The 15,954-nt window shown below is 58.6% G+C and carries 16 protein-coding genes; 8 read left to right on the forward strand and 8 right to left on the reverse strand.

Annotated features, from left to right (window positions below; translation table 11 throughout):
* The first annotated feature begins 79 nt into the window (after nt 1-79).
* Nucleotides 80-868 (forward strand): peptidoglycan-binding domain-containing protein, encoded by a 789-nt coding sequence (locus tag WMO24_RS12225; protein ID WP_349216699.1) that lies wholly within the window; start codon nt 80-82, stop codon nt 866-868.
* 36 nt (nt 869-904) lie between these two features.
* Here WMO24_RS12225 and WMO24_RS12230 read toward each other — a convergent pair whose 3' ends face one another.
* A complete protein-coding gene (locus WMO24_RS12230) occupies nt 905-1,786 on the reverse strand; it encodes a polyphosphate kinase 2 family protein (protein WP_349216700.1) in 882 nt (293 codons plus the stop codon).
* A 145-nt stretch (nt 1,787-1,931) separates the two neighbouring features.
* Between WMO24_RS12230 and WMO24_RS12235 the strand changes: the two genes are divergently transcribed.
* From WMO24_RS12235 to WMO24_RS12260, 6 genes are all read left to right on the forward strand, one after another.
* Nucleotides 1,932-2,651, forward strand: coding sequence for a carboxymuconolactone decarboxylase family protein (locus WMO24_RS12235; protein ID WP_349216701.1), 720 nt, complete (start codon nt 1,932-1,934; stop codon nt 2,649-2,651).
* Nucleotides 2,648-3,067: a cupin domain-containing protein gene (locus WMO24_RS12240; RefSeq protein WP_349216702.1), complete on the forward strand. Its 420-nt coding sequence runs from the start codon at nt 2,648-2,650 to the stop codon at nt 3,065-3,067. The genes WMO24_RS12235 and WMO24_RS12240 overlap by 4 nt, the downstream gene beginning before the upstream one ends.
* A 14-nt stretch (nt 3,068-3,081) precedes the next feature.
* Entirely contained in the window at nt 3,082-4,203 is a 1,122-nt protein-coding gene (locus WMO24_RS12245) for an aldo/keto reductase (RefSeq protein ID WP_349216703.1), read from the forward strand.
* A gap of 11 nt (nt 4,204-4,214) precedes the next feature.
* The gene (locus tag WMO24_RS12250) at nt 4,215-5,366 is read left to right on the forward strand and encodes an aldo/keto reductase (protein ID WP_349216704.1); all 1,152 of its coding nucleotides are present in this window, start codon (nt 4,215-4,217) and stop codon (nt 5,364-5,366) included.
* A 72-nt stretch (nt 5,367-5,438) separates the two neighbouring features.
* Nucleotides 5,439-5,876 (forward strand): hypothetical protein, encoded by a 438-nt coding sequence (locus WMO24_RS12255; protein WP_349216705.1) that lies wholly within the window; start codon nt 5,439-5,441, stop codon nt 5,874-5,876.
* Nucleotides 5,877-5,963: 87 nt separating this feature from the next.
* Nucleotides 5,964-6,344: a MerR family transcriptional regulator gene (locus WMO24_RS12260; protein ID WP_349216706.1), complete on the forward strand. Its 381-nt coding sequence runs from the start codon at nt 5,964-5,966 to the stop codon at nt 6,342-6,344.
* Between the two features lie 41 nt (nt 6,345-6,385).
* On the opposite strand, the gene WMO24_RS12265 is transcribed toward WMO24_RS12260, so the two are convergent.
* The 7 genes from WMO24_RS12265 to WMO24_RS12295 are packed head-to-tail and all read right to left on the reverse strand — an operon-like array spanning nt 6,386 to nt 13,818.
* Nucleotides 6,386-7,357, reverse strand: a complete 972-nt coding sequence (locus tag WMO24_RS12265; RefSeq protein WP_349216707.1) for a nucleoside hydrolase — start codon at nt 7,355-7,357, stop codon at nt 6,386-6,388.
* A gap of 14 nt (nt 7,358-7,371) precedes the next feature.
* Nucleotides 7,372-8,277 carry an ABC transporter permease gene (locus tag WMO24_RS12270; RefSeq protein ID WP_349216708.1) on the reverse strand — a complete coding sequence of 302 codons (906 nt, stop codon included), beginning with the start codon at nt 8,275-8,277 and terminating at the stop codon, nt 7,372-7,374.
* Complete coding sequence (locus WMO24_RS12275) at nt 8,274-9,326, reverse strand: ABC transporter permease (protein WP_349216709.1); 1,053 nt, start codon at nt 9,324-9,326, stop codon at nt 8,274-8,276. The genes WMO24_RS12270 and WMO24_RS12275 overlap by 4 nt, the downstream gene beginning before the upstream one ends.
* The gene (locus tag WMO24_RS12280) at nt 9,316-10,848 is read right to left on the reverse strand and encodes an ABC transporter ATP-binding protein (RefSeq protein WP_349216711.1); all 1,533 of its coding nucleotides are present in this window, start codon (nt 10,846-10,848) and stop codon (nt 9,316-9,318) included. The genes WMO24_RS12275 and WMO24_RS12280 overlap by 11 nt, the downstream gene beginning before the upstream one ends.
* 19 nt (nt 10,849-10,867) lie before the next feature.
* Nucleotides 10,868-11,926: a BMP family ABC transporter substrate-binding protein gene (locus tag WMO24_RS12285; RefSeq protein ID WP_349216712.1), complete on the reverse strand. Its 1,059-nt coding sequence runs from the start codon at nt 11,924-11,926 to the stop codon at nt 10,868-10,870.
* A gap of 13 nt (nt 11,927-11,939) precedes the next feature.
* Nucleotides 11,940-12,905, reverse strand: coding sequence for a nucleoside hydrolase (locus tag WMO24_RS12290; RefSeq protein ID WP_349216713.1), 966 nt, complete (start codon nt 12,903-12,905; stop codon nt 11,940-11,942).
* A 1-nt stretch (nt 12,906) separates the two neighbouring features.
* Nucleotides 12,907-13,818: a ribokinase gene (locus WMO24_RS12295; protein WP_349216714.1), complete on the reverse strand. Its 912-nt coding sequence runs from the start codon at nt 13,816-13,818 to the stop codon at nt 12,907-12,909.
* Nucleotides 13,819-14,030: 212 nt separating this feature from the next.
* On the opposite strand from WMO24_RS12295, the gene WMO24_RS12300 reads away from it, so the two are divergent.
* Complete coding sequence (locus WMO24_RS12300; RefSeq protein ID WP_349216715.1) at nt 14,031-15,923, forward strand: PfkB family carbohydrate kinase; 1,893 nt, start codon at nt 14,031-14,033, stop codon at nt 15,921-15,923.
* Nucleotides 15,924-15,954 lie beyond the last annotated feature (31 nt).

The following is a 15,954-nucleotide window of genomic DNA, read 5'->3' on the forward strand; positions in this document are numbered from 1 at the left end:
GTATCTCCAACAGTATAGCATATAGACCTTGGAGAGGGTCTATAAACACTACTACTTTATAATACGAGGAGGTTTTTCTATGGCACAGACAATCGAGATATCCGGCCCGGTCTATCCCGGCCGTGTCCTGCAGACCGGCTCGTCCGGCAGCGAGGTGGCCCGGATGCAGACCTATCTCAACGCCCTGCAAAAGGCAGGCTATCCCACGCTGAAAACACTGACGGTCGACGGCCAGTACGGCGCGGCCACCGCTAACACCGTCAAGCAGTTTCAGGCGCTGAAGGGGCTTTCCATTGACGGCAAGATCGGCCCCGCCACCTGGAACGCCATCGTGGCGGCTTACAACGCCGCCTACAACGGCAGCGCCGACACCTGGCCCGGCATCACGCTGCGCTCCGGTTCCACCGGGCAGGACGTGCGCCACATGCAGATGCGGCTGAACCAGGTGGCCACCCTGTATCCGGGCATCAACAAGCAGACCGAGGACGGTCAGTATGGCTCCAACATGTCCAACGCGGTGCGCCGCTTCCAAAGTCAGTTCGGTCTGACCGCCGATGGCCAGCTGGGCAAAAACACCTGGAACGCCATTGTATCGGTGCACAATGCCGAGAGCACCACCACCCCCACACAGGTGACCACGCCCTATTCCGGCACGGCCATGCGCACCGGCTCTTCGGGCGATTACGTGCGCTTTCTGCAAAGCTATCTCAACGCGCTGGGCGCAAAACTGACCGTAGACGGCCAGTTCGGCACGGCCACCAACCGTGCCACTCAGCAGTTCCAGGCCAAAGCCGGCCTGCCCATCGACGGTGTGGTGGGCAGCGCCACCTGGGCCAAACTGATTCCCGCGTTCAACGGCACCCTGTAACGCAAAAAAGCCCCGGCCTTGCGGCCGGGGCTTTTTTTATTCTTCTGTCTGCAGCATCCATTTGCAGGCGGCCAGGTCCCGCCGCTTTTCCTCGGGCAGTTCCGGATAGGCCGGGTCCGCTTCCTCCAGCACCTTGCGCACCACTTCCGACACAAGGAACCGGGCATACCACTTCTGATCCGCAGGGATCACGTACCAGGGACTGTGCTTGGTGGCCGTTGCGTTGATGGCCGCCTCGTAGGCTTTCATGTACTCGTCCCAGTGGGCCCGCTCTTTTAAATCGCTCTCGGAAAATTTCCAGTTTTTCTCCGGCACGTCGATCCGTTCCAAAAAGCGCTGCTTTTGTTTTTTGCGGGATACGTTGAGAAAAATCTTCACCACGCGGTAGCTGTTTTCGTACAGATATTCCTCAAAATCCCGAATCTGCAGATAGCGCTTTCCGAAAAAGTCCTTGTCCGGCGCGTCGATGCACCGGTCCGCCATGGCGTAGCTCTTCTGCATCCGGTGCACTTTCACCACCAGCACGTCCTCGTAGTAAGAGCGGTTGAAAATGGCGATTTTGCCCCGCTCCGGCAGGGCCTTGTGGGCGCGCCACAAATAGTCGTGGCGCAGTTCCTCGCTGGTGGGCTGCTTAAAGCTGACCACATCCACACCCTGGGGATTCATCCCGCGCATCACATGCTTGATGGTGCTGTCTTTGCCTGCGGCGTCCATAGCCTGCAGCACCACCACGATGCCCTCTTTGCCCGCCGCGTACAGCTTGTCCTGCAGCGCGGCAATGCGCGCCAGGTTCTTCTCTGTATAAGCCAGATAAGTTTCCTTGTCCTTCTTGGTCAGACCGTCGCCTTTGGCATTGGTGGGCAGGCTCTCCAGTTCCAGTTCCTGCTTTCCGTTGAAACAATATTCACGCAGCCCCATGAAAGCCGCCCCCTTCCTTTTTTATAGTATACCACGCCCCGCCGAAAATGTGTGAACCCCGTGGGAATTTTTTTGCAAATCTCTTGACTTGGAGTATACTCCAGGGTGTACAGTAAAAGCAACGAATCCTCGGGAGGGATGCTGTATGTGTGAATCATTCCGTGAGACCGATCCGGAATTTTCCGCTTTCTTTGAAGATTTTGCCTGTCAGCAGGCGCCCCGGCACTGCGGGCTGACCGAGCCGGTGCGCTTTCTGGTGCTGCTGTCTGCCCTGGCCGCCTGCGGCGGACCGGAGCTGTACGCCAGCACCCTGAACGACGCGCTGGACGCAGGCCTGACACCGGTGCAGGCCCGGGAGATTCTGTACCACACGGTGCCTTACGCGGGTTACGCACGGGTCCAGCCCTGCTTTGCGGCGGCCAATCAGGTCTTCCGCGCGCGGGGCGTTGCCTTGCCGCTGCCTGCGCAGAGCACCACCACCCCGGCGACCCGTTTTGAAAAAGGGCTTGCCGTGCAAAAGCAGCTGTTCGGGGCTGAGCAGATCGAAACCATGCGCGCTTCGGCGCCGGCGGACCAGAAACCCATCCAGGACTTTTTGTCCGCCAACTGCTTCGGAGATTACTACACCCGCGGCGGGCTGGACGCGCGCCAGCGGGAGCTGGTCACCTTTGCGGTTCTGGCGGCCATGGGCGGCTGCGAGCCCCAGCTGACCGCCCACATCCGTGCCAATCTGGGCGCGGGCAACGACCGTTCCGTGCTGATGGGCGCTGTGACGGCGCTGGCGCCCTACATCGGGTATCCCCGCAGCCTGAACGCCATCCGCTGCATCACCGAAGTCACACCAAACGAAGGAGAAACGCTATGAATGAATCCGAGATCCGGGCCGCTCTCGGCCCCGGCGCTGTCTTCCCCGTCGGCGGGGAGAATACCGCCTTTGCACAGTATTTTGTGGGAACAAGCTATCTGACCATGCTCACCACACAGGGTGTGGGCGTGGGCAACGTCACCTTTGAACCGGGGTGCCGCAACAACTGGCACATCCATCACAAAGGAGGTCAGATCCTTCTGGTAACAGCCGGCCGCGGCTGGTATCAGGAGTGGGGCCAGCCCGCCCGCGCGCTGAAGCCCGGTGACGTAGTCAATATCCCGCCCGAAGTCAAGCACTGGCACGGCGCGGCCCGGGACGCCTGGTTCCAGCACCTGGCACTGGAAGTTCCCGCACAGGGCGCGTCCAACGAATGGCTGGAGCCGGTGGACGAGACGGCCTACAACGAGCTTTGAAGCAGGAGGCAGCCATGTTGAAAAAACTCGGCTTCGGCATGATGCGCCTTCCCCTCACAGCGGGCGGCGCAGACAAAGACGTGGATCTGGAGCGGGTGGCGCCCATGGTGGATGCCTTTCTGCAGCGGGACTTTTGCTATTTTGACACCGCGTATATGTATCACGGCGGGTGCAGCGAAGAAGTGGTGCGCAAGGCGCTCACCCAGCGCCATCCTCGCTCCCGCTTTTTGCTGGCGGACAAAATGCCTGTGATGATGTTGCAGAAAAGCAGCGATCAGCCGCGCATTTTTGAGCAGCAGCTGGCCCGGTGCGGCGTGGATTACTTTGACTTTTATCTTCTGCACAGCCTGACGGCCACACATTACGAGACCGCCTGCCGCCTGGACACCTTTGCCTTTGCCCGCCAGCAGAAGGCCGAGGGCCGCATTCGCCGGCTGGGCTTTTCCTTCCACGACAGCGCACAGGTGCTGGACCGGATCCTGACCGAGCATCCCGAGGTGGATTTCGTGCAGCTTCAAATCAATTATCTGGACTGGGAGGACGCTTCTGTGCAGTCCCGCCTCTGCTACGAGACCGCCCTGCGCCACGGGAAACCCGTGACCGTAATGGAGCCGGTGAAGGGCGGCACGCTGGCCACCCTGCCTCAGGCGGCATTGGAACGGATGCGCCGGATCCATCCGGACTGGAGCGCGCCGGTCTGGGCGCTGCGCTTTGCCGCCGGCCTGGAAAACGTACAGATGGTCCTCAGCGGCATGTCCACGCTGGAACAGGTGGCGGAAAACACCGCCGCAATGGAACACACGCCGCCCTTTGATGCAGCCGAGCGCGCCGCTGTGGCCGGTGCTGCCGCCCTGCTCCGTCAGGCAGCCGCGGTCCCCTGCACCGGGTGCCGTTACTGCGTGGATGGCTGCCCTGCCCATATCCCCATTCCCCGCTATTTTGAGCTGTACAATACCGATTTGGGCACCGGCGGAAATACGTTTGACACGCACCAGGCCTATTATGAAAACTACGGCCCCACCCATGGGAAAGCCTCGGATTGCATTGGCTGTGGCGCCTGTGTGCGGGTATGCCCCCAGCACATTGCCATTCCGGACCGCCTGAAAGAGGTGGCCCGCCATTTTGAAACCGACTGAGGAGGAACTCTATGAATTATCGTGAACTGGGACGCACCGGCCTGATGGTCAGCGAGATCGGCCTTGGGTGCGAGGGATTTGTGGATCACGACGGCGAACTGGTGGAGCCGCTGCTGAACGCGGCGGAGCAGGCCGGTGTCAACTGCCTGGATCTGTATTCGCCGGACCCGGAGATGCGCAGCCGGCTGGGCCGGGCGCTGAAGGGTCGCCGGAACCGGTTTATCCTGCAGGCCCATTTGTGCACTGTCTGGAAGGACGGCCAGTATAAGCGCACCCGGGACATCCGCGAGGTGCGCGCCGGATTTGAAGACCTGCTGACCCGGCTGGAGACCGACCATGTGGAAATCGGCATGATCCATTATGTGGATTCGCTGGAAGACTGGAACGGCGTGCAGAACGGCCCGGTGATGGACTACGCCCGTCAGCTGAAAGCCCAGGGGCGCATCGGCTGCATCGGCCTGTCCAGCCACAATCCCGTGGCGGCCGCCGCGGCCGTGGAAAGCGGGCTCATCGACGTTCTGATGTTCAGCGTGAACCCCTGTTATGACCTGCAGCCCGCCGGTGAGGACTGCGAGGCCCTTTGGAGCGGGGCCAGTTACGAAAAGGATCTGACCAACATGGACCCCGACCGGGCACGGCTGTACGAGCTGTGCGAAACCCGGGGCGTGGGCATCACCGTGATGAAAGCCTTTGGCGGCGGCGATTTGCTGAACGAAAAACTGTCGCCCGCGGGCCGGGCACTGACGGCGTGCCAGTGCATTCACTATGCGCTGACCCGTCCCGCCGTGGCGGCGGTGATGACGGGTGCTCACACCGTGGCCGAGCTGGAACAGAGCCTTGCCTACGAGACCGCCGGCGAGGACGAGCGGGATTATGCCGCGGCGTTTTCCTCTTTCCCGCGGATCAGCTGGAACGGCCACTGCATGTACTGCGGCCACTGCGCGCCCTGCCCCAAGGGCATCGATGTAGCCGCCGTCACCAAGTTTCTGAACCTGGCCCGCGCCCAAAACGGCGTGCCGGAGACAGTGCGGGAGCATTATGCTGTTCTGCCCCACAAAGCGGACGAGTGTGTCGCTTGTGGCGCCTGCACCCGCCGCTGCCCCTTTGGTGTGGATGTGGTTGCCAACATGAACGAGGCGGCCCAGCTGTTTGGCCGTCCCTGACCGAACTTTGTCAATTGTACGCGGTGCGGCCTGGCCGGATTCTGTCCCGCAGGGGAAAGGAAGGATGGAACGATGAAGCAAATCATCATTCGCAGAGACGCGGTGTTTGCTTTGCATGCAAACGTCTCTCTGAAAGGCTATCCCTCTTATGATATTCCGCTGCCGTCGCCGGAAGCGGCCGGCCCGCTGCTGAAGAACGTGGTAAAGGAAGAACTCCCCTTGGACACGCTCCTTCGGGAGTATCAGCAGGTCATGGCAGGCGAGGATTCCGCAGTATTTGCCCGGATGTACCAAATCAGCGAAACAAGCGGTCTTGTGATCGACGGGCACATCTGTCTCTACCATTGCGACCCGTGTCCCGTATGGGTCCGTTTTGAGGAGAAACAATGGGCCTATATGAGCGGCCGAAAATATCTCGCGGACGCCTGGTGGTTTGAGGATGCCGAAATCCTGAAAGATATTCAAACCATGAATCTGATTGATTTTCTGGAAAAGTACAAGGGCTGGTGAAGGGGCGCGGCCGCCTCTGACCCCGTCTTTTTCCGCAACCGGGATGTGATTCCCGGGAACAGCACATGCCGAGAGGAGGGACAAACCATGACCATTGCGCAGGTGAGTCAGAAATACGGTGTCTCTGCGGACACTCTGCGTTATTACGAGCGCATCGGCCTGATTCCGCCGGTGCACCGCAGCGCCGGCGGCATTCGGGACTACGACGAAACCGACTGCGGCTGGGTGGAATTCATCAAATGCATGCGGGCGGCCGGGCTTCCCATTGAAGCGCTGATTGAATATGTGGCCCTGTTCCAGCAGGGAGATGATACGCTTCCCGCCCGGAAAGCGCTTTTGCTGGAGCAGCGGGAGCAGCTGGCGCAGCGCATTGCCGACTTGCAGGCGGTGCTGGACCGGCTGGACCGCAAGATTCAGGTATACGATGAAAAGTGCGTTGCCATGGAACGGCTGCTGCGCCGTCCCTGACAAAAAAGAGAGCGGACCTTCGAAAGGTCCGCTCTTTTTTATCAGCAAAGAATCTCTTTTACCATCCGGCTGAACCGGTCCTTGTCAGCACTCAACGCCACGCACGCATTGGGCTGTTTGTCTTTGTAGCGCTTGTCCACGTCGCAGATGCTCATGCCGTCTGCCGCGCCGCCGGCAATGTCGATGTCCACATAGGTGTGCACCACATTCTGCAGCACGTCCGGATCGATCACCGCGCACACGGCCAGTGCATCGTGAATGGGCACGGTGTCGATGTCCGCCATGGGCTGCCACACCTTGTACCCGGCCTGCCGGTGCCGGATGAACCGGGCCGTGGCCTTTCCGGCCGGCGTGCCGCTGCTTTCCAGTGCGTCGGCGTCCGCCAGAGACAAAACCGCTTTGTGCGTAGCGTCCAGAGGAACAACCGTGATGTCGCAGCCGCTGTCCATGACGATCTTGGCGGCTTCGGGGTCCACCCAGAAGTTGAACTCCGCCGAGGGGGTGATGTTCACTTCCTTGTATCCGCCGCCCATGATGACGATCTGCTTGATTTTCTGGGCGATGCGCGGCTCGATGCGCAAAGCCATGGCAATGTTGGTCAGCGGACCTACAGGGATCAGGGTGATGTCCCCATCCGACTTCATCAGCGTATCGATCAGCCAGAACACCGCGTGCTCGGGCTGGGTGTGAATGGTCGAGGGAGGAAGCTCCACATAATCGCCGTGGATGTTGTTGGAGTCCATCTCGCCTGTGGCGGGAATGCCGTCTCTGCGGCCCGGCGTCAGGGTGGACACCATGGGCAGACTGCAGCCGCGGTAGACAGGAATACGGTCCTGCAGGCCCAGATATTCCACCACGCGCAGGGTGTTTTCGGTGGTGAAGTCGATGCCGCGGTTTCCGTTCACCGAGCATACGCCCAGCAGCTCCACGTCCGGAGACAGTGCCGCCAGCATAATTGCCACTGCGTCATCGGTGCCGGTATCCACGTCCAGAATCACTTTTTGTTTTTCCATCTTTGCTCTCCTTTTCAGATCTGTGCTTTTTTCTTTTTCGCCACTTTACGGCTGTTGATGTACAGCGCTACCAGCACTGCCAGGTACGGCAGCATATCGGTGAACTGGTTGGGAATGTTGATTTGCTGAAGCGTCAGGCCCATACCCTCGGTAATGCCGAAAATCAGGCAGATGGCCAGCACGGTCAGCGGGTTGCCAGAAGACAGGATGATGATGGCCAGGCTGATCCAGCCGCGGCCGTTGGACATGTTCTCTGTGAACATGCGCATGATGCCCAGGCTCAGGAAGGTGCCGCCGATGCCGCACAGCACACCGCAGATCAGGATGGAGAAGAATTTCAGTTTGTCGGCCTTGATACCCACCGAGTCGATGACCTTGGCGTCATAGCCGCAGGCGCGCAGGCGCAGGCCGAAGGATGTTTTATAAATGACCACATACACCAGCGGCACGACCACCAGGAAGGTGATGTACAGCGGGAAAGCATGGCCATTCACGATCTCGCCCAGCACGGGGATATCCCGCACAATAGGAATGTCCCACTTGGGCAGCGCCACGATGCGGGGGTCGATCAGCGAACCTTTGACGTCAAACAGCTGGCGCAGATAATAGGTGGTGGCGCCGGCCACAAACGAGTTGATGGCAATACCGGTGATGAACTCGCCGGTCTTCATCTTCAGCACAAAGAACGCGAACAGCAGCGATACGATCACGCTGCCCAGGATGCCGAAGAGCAGTCCCATCCACCAGGATTCGAACAAATAGGATCCCACCACGGAGGTGAACGCGCTGATCAGCAGCATGCCTTCCATGGAGATGTTGAACACGTTGGCGTGCCAGGTGAACAGGCCGCCCAAAGCCGCCAGCAGAATGGGAATGGAAGCGGGCAGGGCCGATTTCAGAATTTCAATGATCAGACTCATTTGCTCACCTCCAGGTCCTTGGTTTTTCTGCGGGCGATCATCTTGTTGATGAAGATGCCCGAATAGGCGCGGAACGCAACCACCGACAGCACGGTGATGGCAATGAGCATGGTGGTAAACTCGGACGGAACGCCCGTATCCAGCTGCATGCCCGTAGCGCCCGACTGCAGAATGGAGAACAGAATGGCGTAGATAAACACGCCTGCAATGTTGTTGCCGGCGATGATGGAGATCATCAGACCATCGTTGGCAAAGCTTTCGCCCAAACCGCTGATCACGCGGTGCTGCTGCGTGGCGCCCACGATCATCATAGCGCCCAGCAGACCTGCCAGCGCGCCGCTGAGCAGCATGGCACGGAAGAAGTTCTTGTCCGTGTTGCAGCCGCCCACCCGGGCGAACAACTCGTTCTGCCCCATGATGCGCAGTTCATAGCCCATTTTGCTCTTGCGCACCAGGAACACTGCCGCGATGTACACTGCGATCATGATGAATACTGCCGAATCGATCTTTCCAAAGGCGGGCAGAATGCCGTTCTCCGAGACCACACGGCTGGCCGGCCACTGGGTGGCAGGGTCTTTCAGCGGCGTGGAGATCAGGTACCGGATGAAGTAGTCCGCCACAAAGTTCAGCATCAGGGTGATGATGAATTCATTCATGCCGAACAGCTTTTTGCCCAGTGCGGCAACACCGGCCCACAGCGCGCCTGCCAGCATACCGGCCAGAATCATCAGAGGAATCAGGATGATGGCCGGCGCGGGTACGTACAGACCGATCAGGGTAGCCGCCATGGCGCCCATCAGCAGCTGACCGAACTGGCCCAGGTTGGATGCACCGGAGCCCAGGGCCATGGCCGCCGAAGCGCCCGCCAGCATCAGGAATACAAATCGGTTAATGGTGTTGGCGCGGCCCACATCTGTGGACAAACTGTACTTGAGAATGCTGGTGTAGCATGTGGAAGGCGAATACCCCTGGGACGCCAGCATGATCATGCCGATGATAACGGCGGTCACAACACCCAGCACCACGGTCAGATTTTTCTTATTTTTCACCTTCGTCACCTCCCGCGCCCAGCATATACGCGCCCACCTCTTCTTTGGTGGTATCTTCGATGTTCTTTTCCATTGCGATTTTTCCGTTGTACATGACGATCATCCGGTCGGACAGATTGAACAGTTCATCCAGGTCCGCGGACACCAGCAAAATGGCATCGCCTGCATCCCGTTTTTCCACGATCCGCCGGTGAATGTACTCGATGGACCCCACGTCCAGGCCGCGCACGGGCTGGTCCACTACCAGAATCTTGCTGTCCAGCTCAAATTCGCGGCCGATAATGACCTTCTGCTGATTGCCGCCGGACAGAGAGCCGATGTTCATATCCGGCCCCTGGCAGCTGACCTGATACCCCTCGATGATTTTTTTGGCCAGAGCCCTGCACTCCTTCTGGCGCAGCAGGCCCCATTTGCCTAAAATCTTGGGGTTCACATAGTGGTGAGTCATGATGGAGTTCATCAAAATGCTCTCGTTCTGAGAACTGCCGCTTTGCTTGCGGTCCTGCGGCACGTATGCGATCCGGCGGCGCCGTTCACTCACGGACATCTGAGAGATATCCGTGCCGTCCACCAGAATACGGCCCTCGGCCTGCATCAGGCCCATGACGGCCTGCACCAGTTCGTACTGGCCGTTGCCCTCTACGCCCGCGACGCCCAGAATCTCGCCGCCGCGCAGTGTGAAGCTCACGTCGTCCAGATGTTTTTTATGGGCCAGGTTCTGATCCTGCATGGTCAGATGCTGCACTTCCATGCGCACCTCGCCGGGATGTGCAGGCGCCTTTTCCACGCTGAGCATCACCGAACGGCCTACCATGGCATTGGCCAGGTCCGCTTTGGTCAGGCCCTGATTGTCCTTGGTCCAAATGTACTGACCATTGCGCATGACCGTGATTCGGTCGGAGATGGCCAGCACCTCGTTCAGCTTATGGCTGATGAAAATAATGGTCTTGCCCTGGCTTCGGATCTGGTTCAGCAGGACGAACAGCTCGTCCACTTCCTGCGGCGCCAGCACGGCGGTGGGTTCGTCCAGAATCAGTGTCTTTACATCCCGGAACAGCAGCTTGACGATTTCAACCTTCTGCTGCGCCGCAATGGAAATATCACGGATCTTGGCGTCCAGCGGGATGTCAAACTTAAACTCCCGCATAATTTTTTCCAGTTTCGCACGGGACGCGCTCAGGTCCAGCAGACCGTGCCGGGTGGGTTCGTCACCCAGCACGATGTTCTCGATCACGGTGTACTCGCCGATGAGCATGAACTCCTGATGAACCATTCCGATGCCGAGGCGGACTGCTTCCTGAGGAGTTGAAATATTCACCTTTTTTCCGTCGATAAACGTCTCGCCCTCGTTGGCCTTCTCCAGCCCGAACAGCACTTTCATCAGGGTCGATTTGCCCGCGCCGTTCTCTCCGATGATCGAATGGATCTCACCTGCGCGAATGTCCATGGAAACCTTGTTCAGCGCCACTTTGTCCGGCGGAAAGACCTTTACGATCTCTTTCAGTTGAATATACGGCTCCATCGCAACTCCTCCATAGAACTTATTCTTCGGTGTACTGCTCCACGGTGATCTCGCCGGAGACGATCTTGTCCTCCACTTCCTCGATCTGGGCGATCATGTCCTCGCTCAGAATGTCGCGGGTGTAGTCGTCAATGGCAAGGTATACGCCGCTGGGACCGGCGCCCTTGGTGTACAGGTGGTTGGCCTCATAGGTGCCGTCCATCATCATGGCAAACATGTCATACACGGCGCCGTCCAGGTCTTTGACCATGGAAGTTACCACGTGGCCCGGATACAAACCGTTCTGGTTGGAGTCCACGCCGATGGCATATTTGTTTTCCTCATTGGCTGCTTCCAGAACGCCCTGGCCGGAAGTGCCCGCTGCCTGGAACACAATGTCCACGCCCTGTGCATACAGCTGCTTGGCCGCGGTTTTGCCCTTGACCGGATCAAAGAAGTCGCCCACATAGGTGGAAACAATTTCAATCTCGGGGTCCACATACGCCACGCCCTGCTCAAAGCCTTTGTAGAAGCCTTTGATAACGGGGATGTCCTGGCCGCCCACAAAGCCGACCTTTTTCTCACCATTGGCCAGTTCCAGATCGCTGGTGGTCACCAAAGCCGCGGTAACGCCTGCCAAAAATGCGCCTTCTTCACTGATGAAGGTGTAACTGCTGATGGTCTTGGCGGTATTTTCCAGCACAAAGTCCAGGCAGACGATCTTGGTGTCGGGGTACTTGTCCGCATACTGCGTGTACAGTTCTTCAAAGCCGTACGGCTCCGAGAACACCACGTCGGGCTGCCACTGGAAGCACGCCTCCAGCGACTCAGCGTATTTGGATGCGTCGTTGTTGTTCTCGATGATGGTGGTCTGCGCGCCGAAATCTTCTTCGATGCGCTTCAGGCCGCCGGCCACGGAGTCACAGAATCCGTTGTCACCGGTGGCGCCGGGTGTCACGTAAGCCACTTTCATGCCTGCGCCGGCTCCTTCGCCTTCACCCGAAGTGCCCGAGGCAGCGGCCCCGCCGGTTCCGCCGCAGGATGTGAGCACCATGCAGCATGCCAGAAACAATGCGATCAGTCGTTGCGTCTTTTTCATTGGTTTGTCCTCCTTAAAGAATCTTCAATAACATCTCGGTAAACAGCGCTTTGTCCGCGCCGAGTGCCACTTTCACATTGGGTTTTTTGCTTTTGTCTCTCCGGTCCAAATCAAAAATACTCATACCATCGGCCGCGCCGCCGGAGATGTCCACATCCGCCCAGGTCTCCCGCACGTCGCGCAGCACGCGCTCGTCCAGCACCGTGCACACTGCCAGCGCGTCGTGCACCGGCACGGTGTTCACATCGGCCATGGGCTGCCAGTGCTTGTAAGCCCGGTGCCGCTGTGCCACGATGTCCGCAGTCAACCGCCCGGCCTTGGTCCCCTTGGCCCGCAGCTTTTCGGCATCCTCCACGGAAACAGCGGCCGCATGGGTGGCGTCCAGAGGTACAACGGTGATGTCACAGCCGCTGTCAAACACGATCTTGGCCGCCTCCGGATCGATCCAGAAATTGAACTCCGCCGAGGGCGTGATGTTCACTTCCCGATAGCCGCCGCCCATGAGCACGATTCTCTGAATCTTCTGTGCAATGCGCGGTTCGATGCGCAGAGCCATGGCGATGTTGGTCAGCGGTCCCACCGGAATCAGGATGATGTCTCCGTCCGACTTCATCAGCGTGTCGATCAGCCAGAACACCGCGTGTTCGGGCTGCGGCCGGATGGTGGCCGCCGGCAGTTCGATGTAATCGCCGTGCACATTGTCCTCGGGATTTTCCGGTCCCTTGTAAGGAACGTTGGGTCGCCGGCCCGGCGCCAGAGTGGACACCATGGGCAGGCTGCAGCCGCGGTATACGGGAACACGGTCCTGCAGTCCCAGATATTCCACCACACGCAAAGTGTTTTCGGTGGTAAAGTCGATGCCGCGGTTTCCGTTCACCGAGCACACACCCAACACTTCCAGTTCCGGTGAAAGCAGCGCCGTCATCATGGCAATGGCGTCATCGGTGCCGGTATCTACATCCAGAATCACTTTTTGCATCTCAGTCTCCTCCTTCTTCTTGACTGGCGAGAAACGCCTCAACTTCTTTTTTATCCGGAATACTCTGGGCAGCACCCTGCTGTGTTACCGACAAGGCCGCCGCCGCGCTGGCCATGCGCAGCGCCTCCCGCACCGGCCGTTCCTGCGCCATGGATGCCAGGAAGTAACCGCAGAAGGTATCGCCCGCGCCGGTGGTGTCCACAACGCCCACCGAATAAGTCTTCTGGTACAGGGTTTGTTCTCCGTCAAAAAAGTACGCGCCCTTTTCGCCCACTGTCAGCACGAACTCCGCGCCCGGGAACCGTGCCTTCAGCCCTTCCAGAATCACGTCCGGCTCCTCGCTGTCCACGCGGGCCAGGCACCGTCCCTCCACTTCATTGAGAATGAAGCAATCCACCAATTCTAGCGGATACGTTTCAATGGCGTCGTTGATGGGCGAAGGGTTGAACACCACTTTCATATTTTGCTGTTTGGCCCGGCGGATGGCGTAATCCACATTGGAGATCTCGTTCTGCAAAAGCAGCAGATCGCCCGGCCAGAACACTTCGGTCGCCCGGTCAATATCTCCCCGGGAGATGTCCGCGTTTGCACCGCCCCAGATGATGATGTTGTTCTGCCCGGTTTCATCTACCTGAATGACGGCGTGGCCTGTGGCCCGGTCCGTGCTCTGAATGTAATCGGTTTTCACCCCGGCCTGTTTCAGAAAGGTCAGCAGCCGTTCGCCGTCTGTGCCGATCTTACCCGCGTGGTATACCTTTGCACCTGCCCGGGCGATGGCCACCGACTGGTTGAGTCCCTTTCCTCCGCAGAATTCTTCGTACCGCAGCGCCTGGATGGTTTCCTTTGGCTGTACAAAATGTTTCACGCTGTATGTCTTGTCCAAATTCAAAGAGCCAAGATTCAATACCCTCATATGCAACTCTCTTTTCTCGGAAAATGTTTTCTTGAAATGTTTTCCTGAACATAAAATACAACTTTTTTCTAACACTGTCAACACTTTTTATTCAATTTTTCAAGCAGAGGTTTGAAAATCCTTTCAAATTCGCTATAATAAAGTCATCGCAGACCCTTACATCGGACGAAAGGAGCGCGCGGCCTTTTACGCGAAGGTTCGCGCAAAACAATATGAACATCAGCAAACTTGCGCAGCTGGCCGGGGTTTCGGTTTCCACGGTTTCCAAAATTATGAACAACAAGGACGAAAGCATCAGTGCCGCAACGCGGGAGCGGGTCCTCAAAATCGCCAAGGAATACCACTACCAACCCTACGCAGCAGCCCTGTCCAAAGACAGCAAAACCTGGACGCTGGGCGTGCTGTTGCGAAGCAGCGCCAGCATGAATCTGGCGCTGACCGGCATGCTGGAAACCGCCCAGCAGGCAGGTTATACGCTGATGATCCGGGAAAGCGGCGGCGACGAAGCAAGCGAAGAGCGGAATTTATCCGTCCTGTGCTCTTTGCGCATTGACGGCTTGCTGTGGGAGCCGCTGAGCCCCGACAGTCTTCGCCACCGGGACATGCTGGAGGAAGCACACATTCCCGCTTTCCTGTTCAACATTGACCAGCCGCAGGCGGTGAACATTGACTACGCCACTCTGGGTTATCAGGCCACTCAAAAACTGGTGGAGCTGGGCCACACGGACATCGGTTGTCTGCTCAGCGAAGGCACCCGCACCCAGGCTTTTCTGGCAGGTTACCAGCAATGCCTGTTTGACAATCACATTCCCCTGCGGGAAGAATTCGTGTTCCGGGGCATCACCGACAGCCTGCTGCAAAAAATTTCCGCACACGCAGTCAGCGGCATCGTCAATTCCCACTACGCGGCAGCCACCGCTTTGTTTGACGCCATCACCGTACTGCACTATCAGCTGCCCTATGACCTGTCGCTGATTACCCTGCGGGATGATTCCCGAGGTGTTCTGCGCTATCCGAAAATTTCCGGTTACACCATTCCGCACTGCGAATTTGGCCGATACCTGTGTTCCCGCCTGATCGCCCGTGTGGAAAAAGCACCGGACCCGGGCGAGGTCTTTCTCCATACCCCGGTACTGGACAGCAGCGATTCCATCGGCATTCCCTATAACAATCGCTCGCCGAAAATTGCGGTGGTCGGCAGTATCAACATCGACAACTACCTCAATGTAGACAAACTTCCCCGCACCGGAAAAACGGTGAACTCATCCATCTCCGCCATCTATGTGGGCGGCAAGGCCATCAACCAGTCTGTGGGCGTGTCGCGGCTGGGGCACCGTGTTTCTCTGATCGGCTGCGTAGGCAACGACGTGGACTCCGACACAGTGTTCACCACGCTGAATCAATACCGCATCGACCCGGTGGGCGTCCGCCGACGGGCCGGCTATAAAACCGGACAGGCCTATATTTTTGTACAGCACGACGGCAATTCCATGATTTCCATCATGTCCGGTGCCAACGAAGCGCTCTCGCCGGACGACCTCTCCCAGGACGAGCGCCTGTTTGAAAACACGGCGTATTGTCTTCTGCAAACCGAGATTCCGCTGCCCACCGTGACGCAGGCCGCACGGCTGGCACGGCGGCGGGGCATCGCCACCATTCTGAAACCGGCCGCCTGCGGCGTGCTTCCCCGGGAACTGCTGGAGAACGTAGACATTCTGGTTCCCAACCACGAAGAGCTGCAGGAACTGTGTCCTTCCCAGCGGGGAATGGACGCCCAGACCGATTTTCTTCTGAAGCAGGGCGTGGGCACCGTCATTGTCACGCTGGGAGAAAACGGCTGCTATGTTAAAAACGCTCAAATCTGCCAGCGGCTGCCCGCCCAGGACTTTGACCCGGTGGACAGTTCCGGCGCCTGCGACGCATTTATCAGCGGGCTTGCATCGTACCTTTTGTACGGCTACCCGCTGCTGAAGGCCGTGCGCATTGCCACCTACGCGGCGGGCTTCAGCGTCACACGGGAAGGCGTGGTTCCGTCTCTGATTGACAGAAACACCCTGGAGGCCTATATCCGTCAGCGGGAGCCAGACCTGCTGGCCCCGCAGTAAAGGCGTTTTTGCAAAAATAAAAAGCCACTGT

The organism is Ruthenibacterium intestinale (assembly GCF_040096265.1).
GTDB classification, from domain to species: domain Bacteria; phylum Bacillota; class Clostridia; order Oscillospirales; family Ruminococcaceae; genus Ruthenibacterium; species Ruthenibacterium komagatae.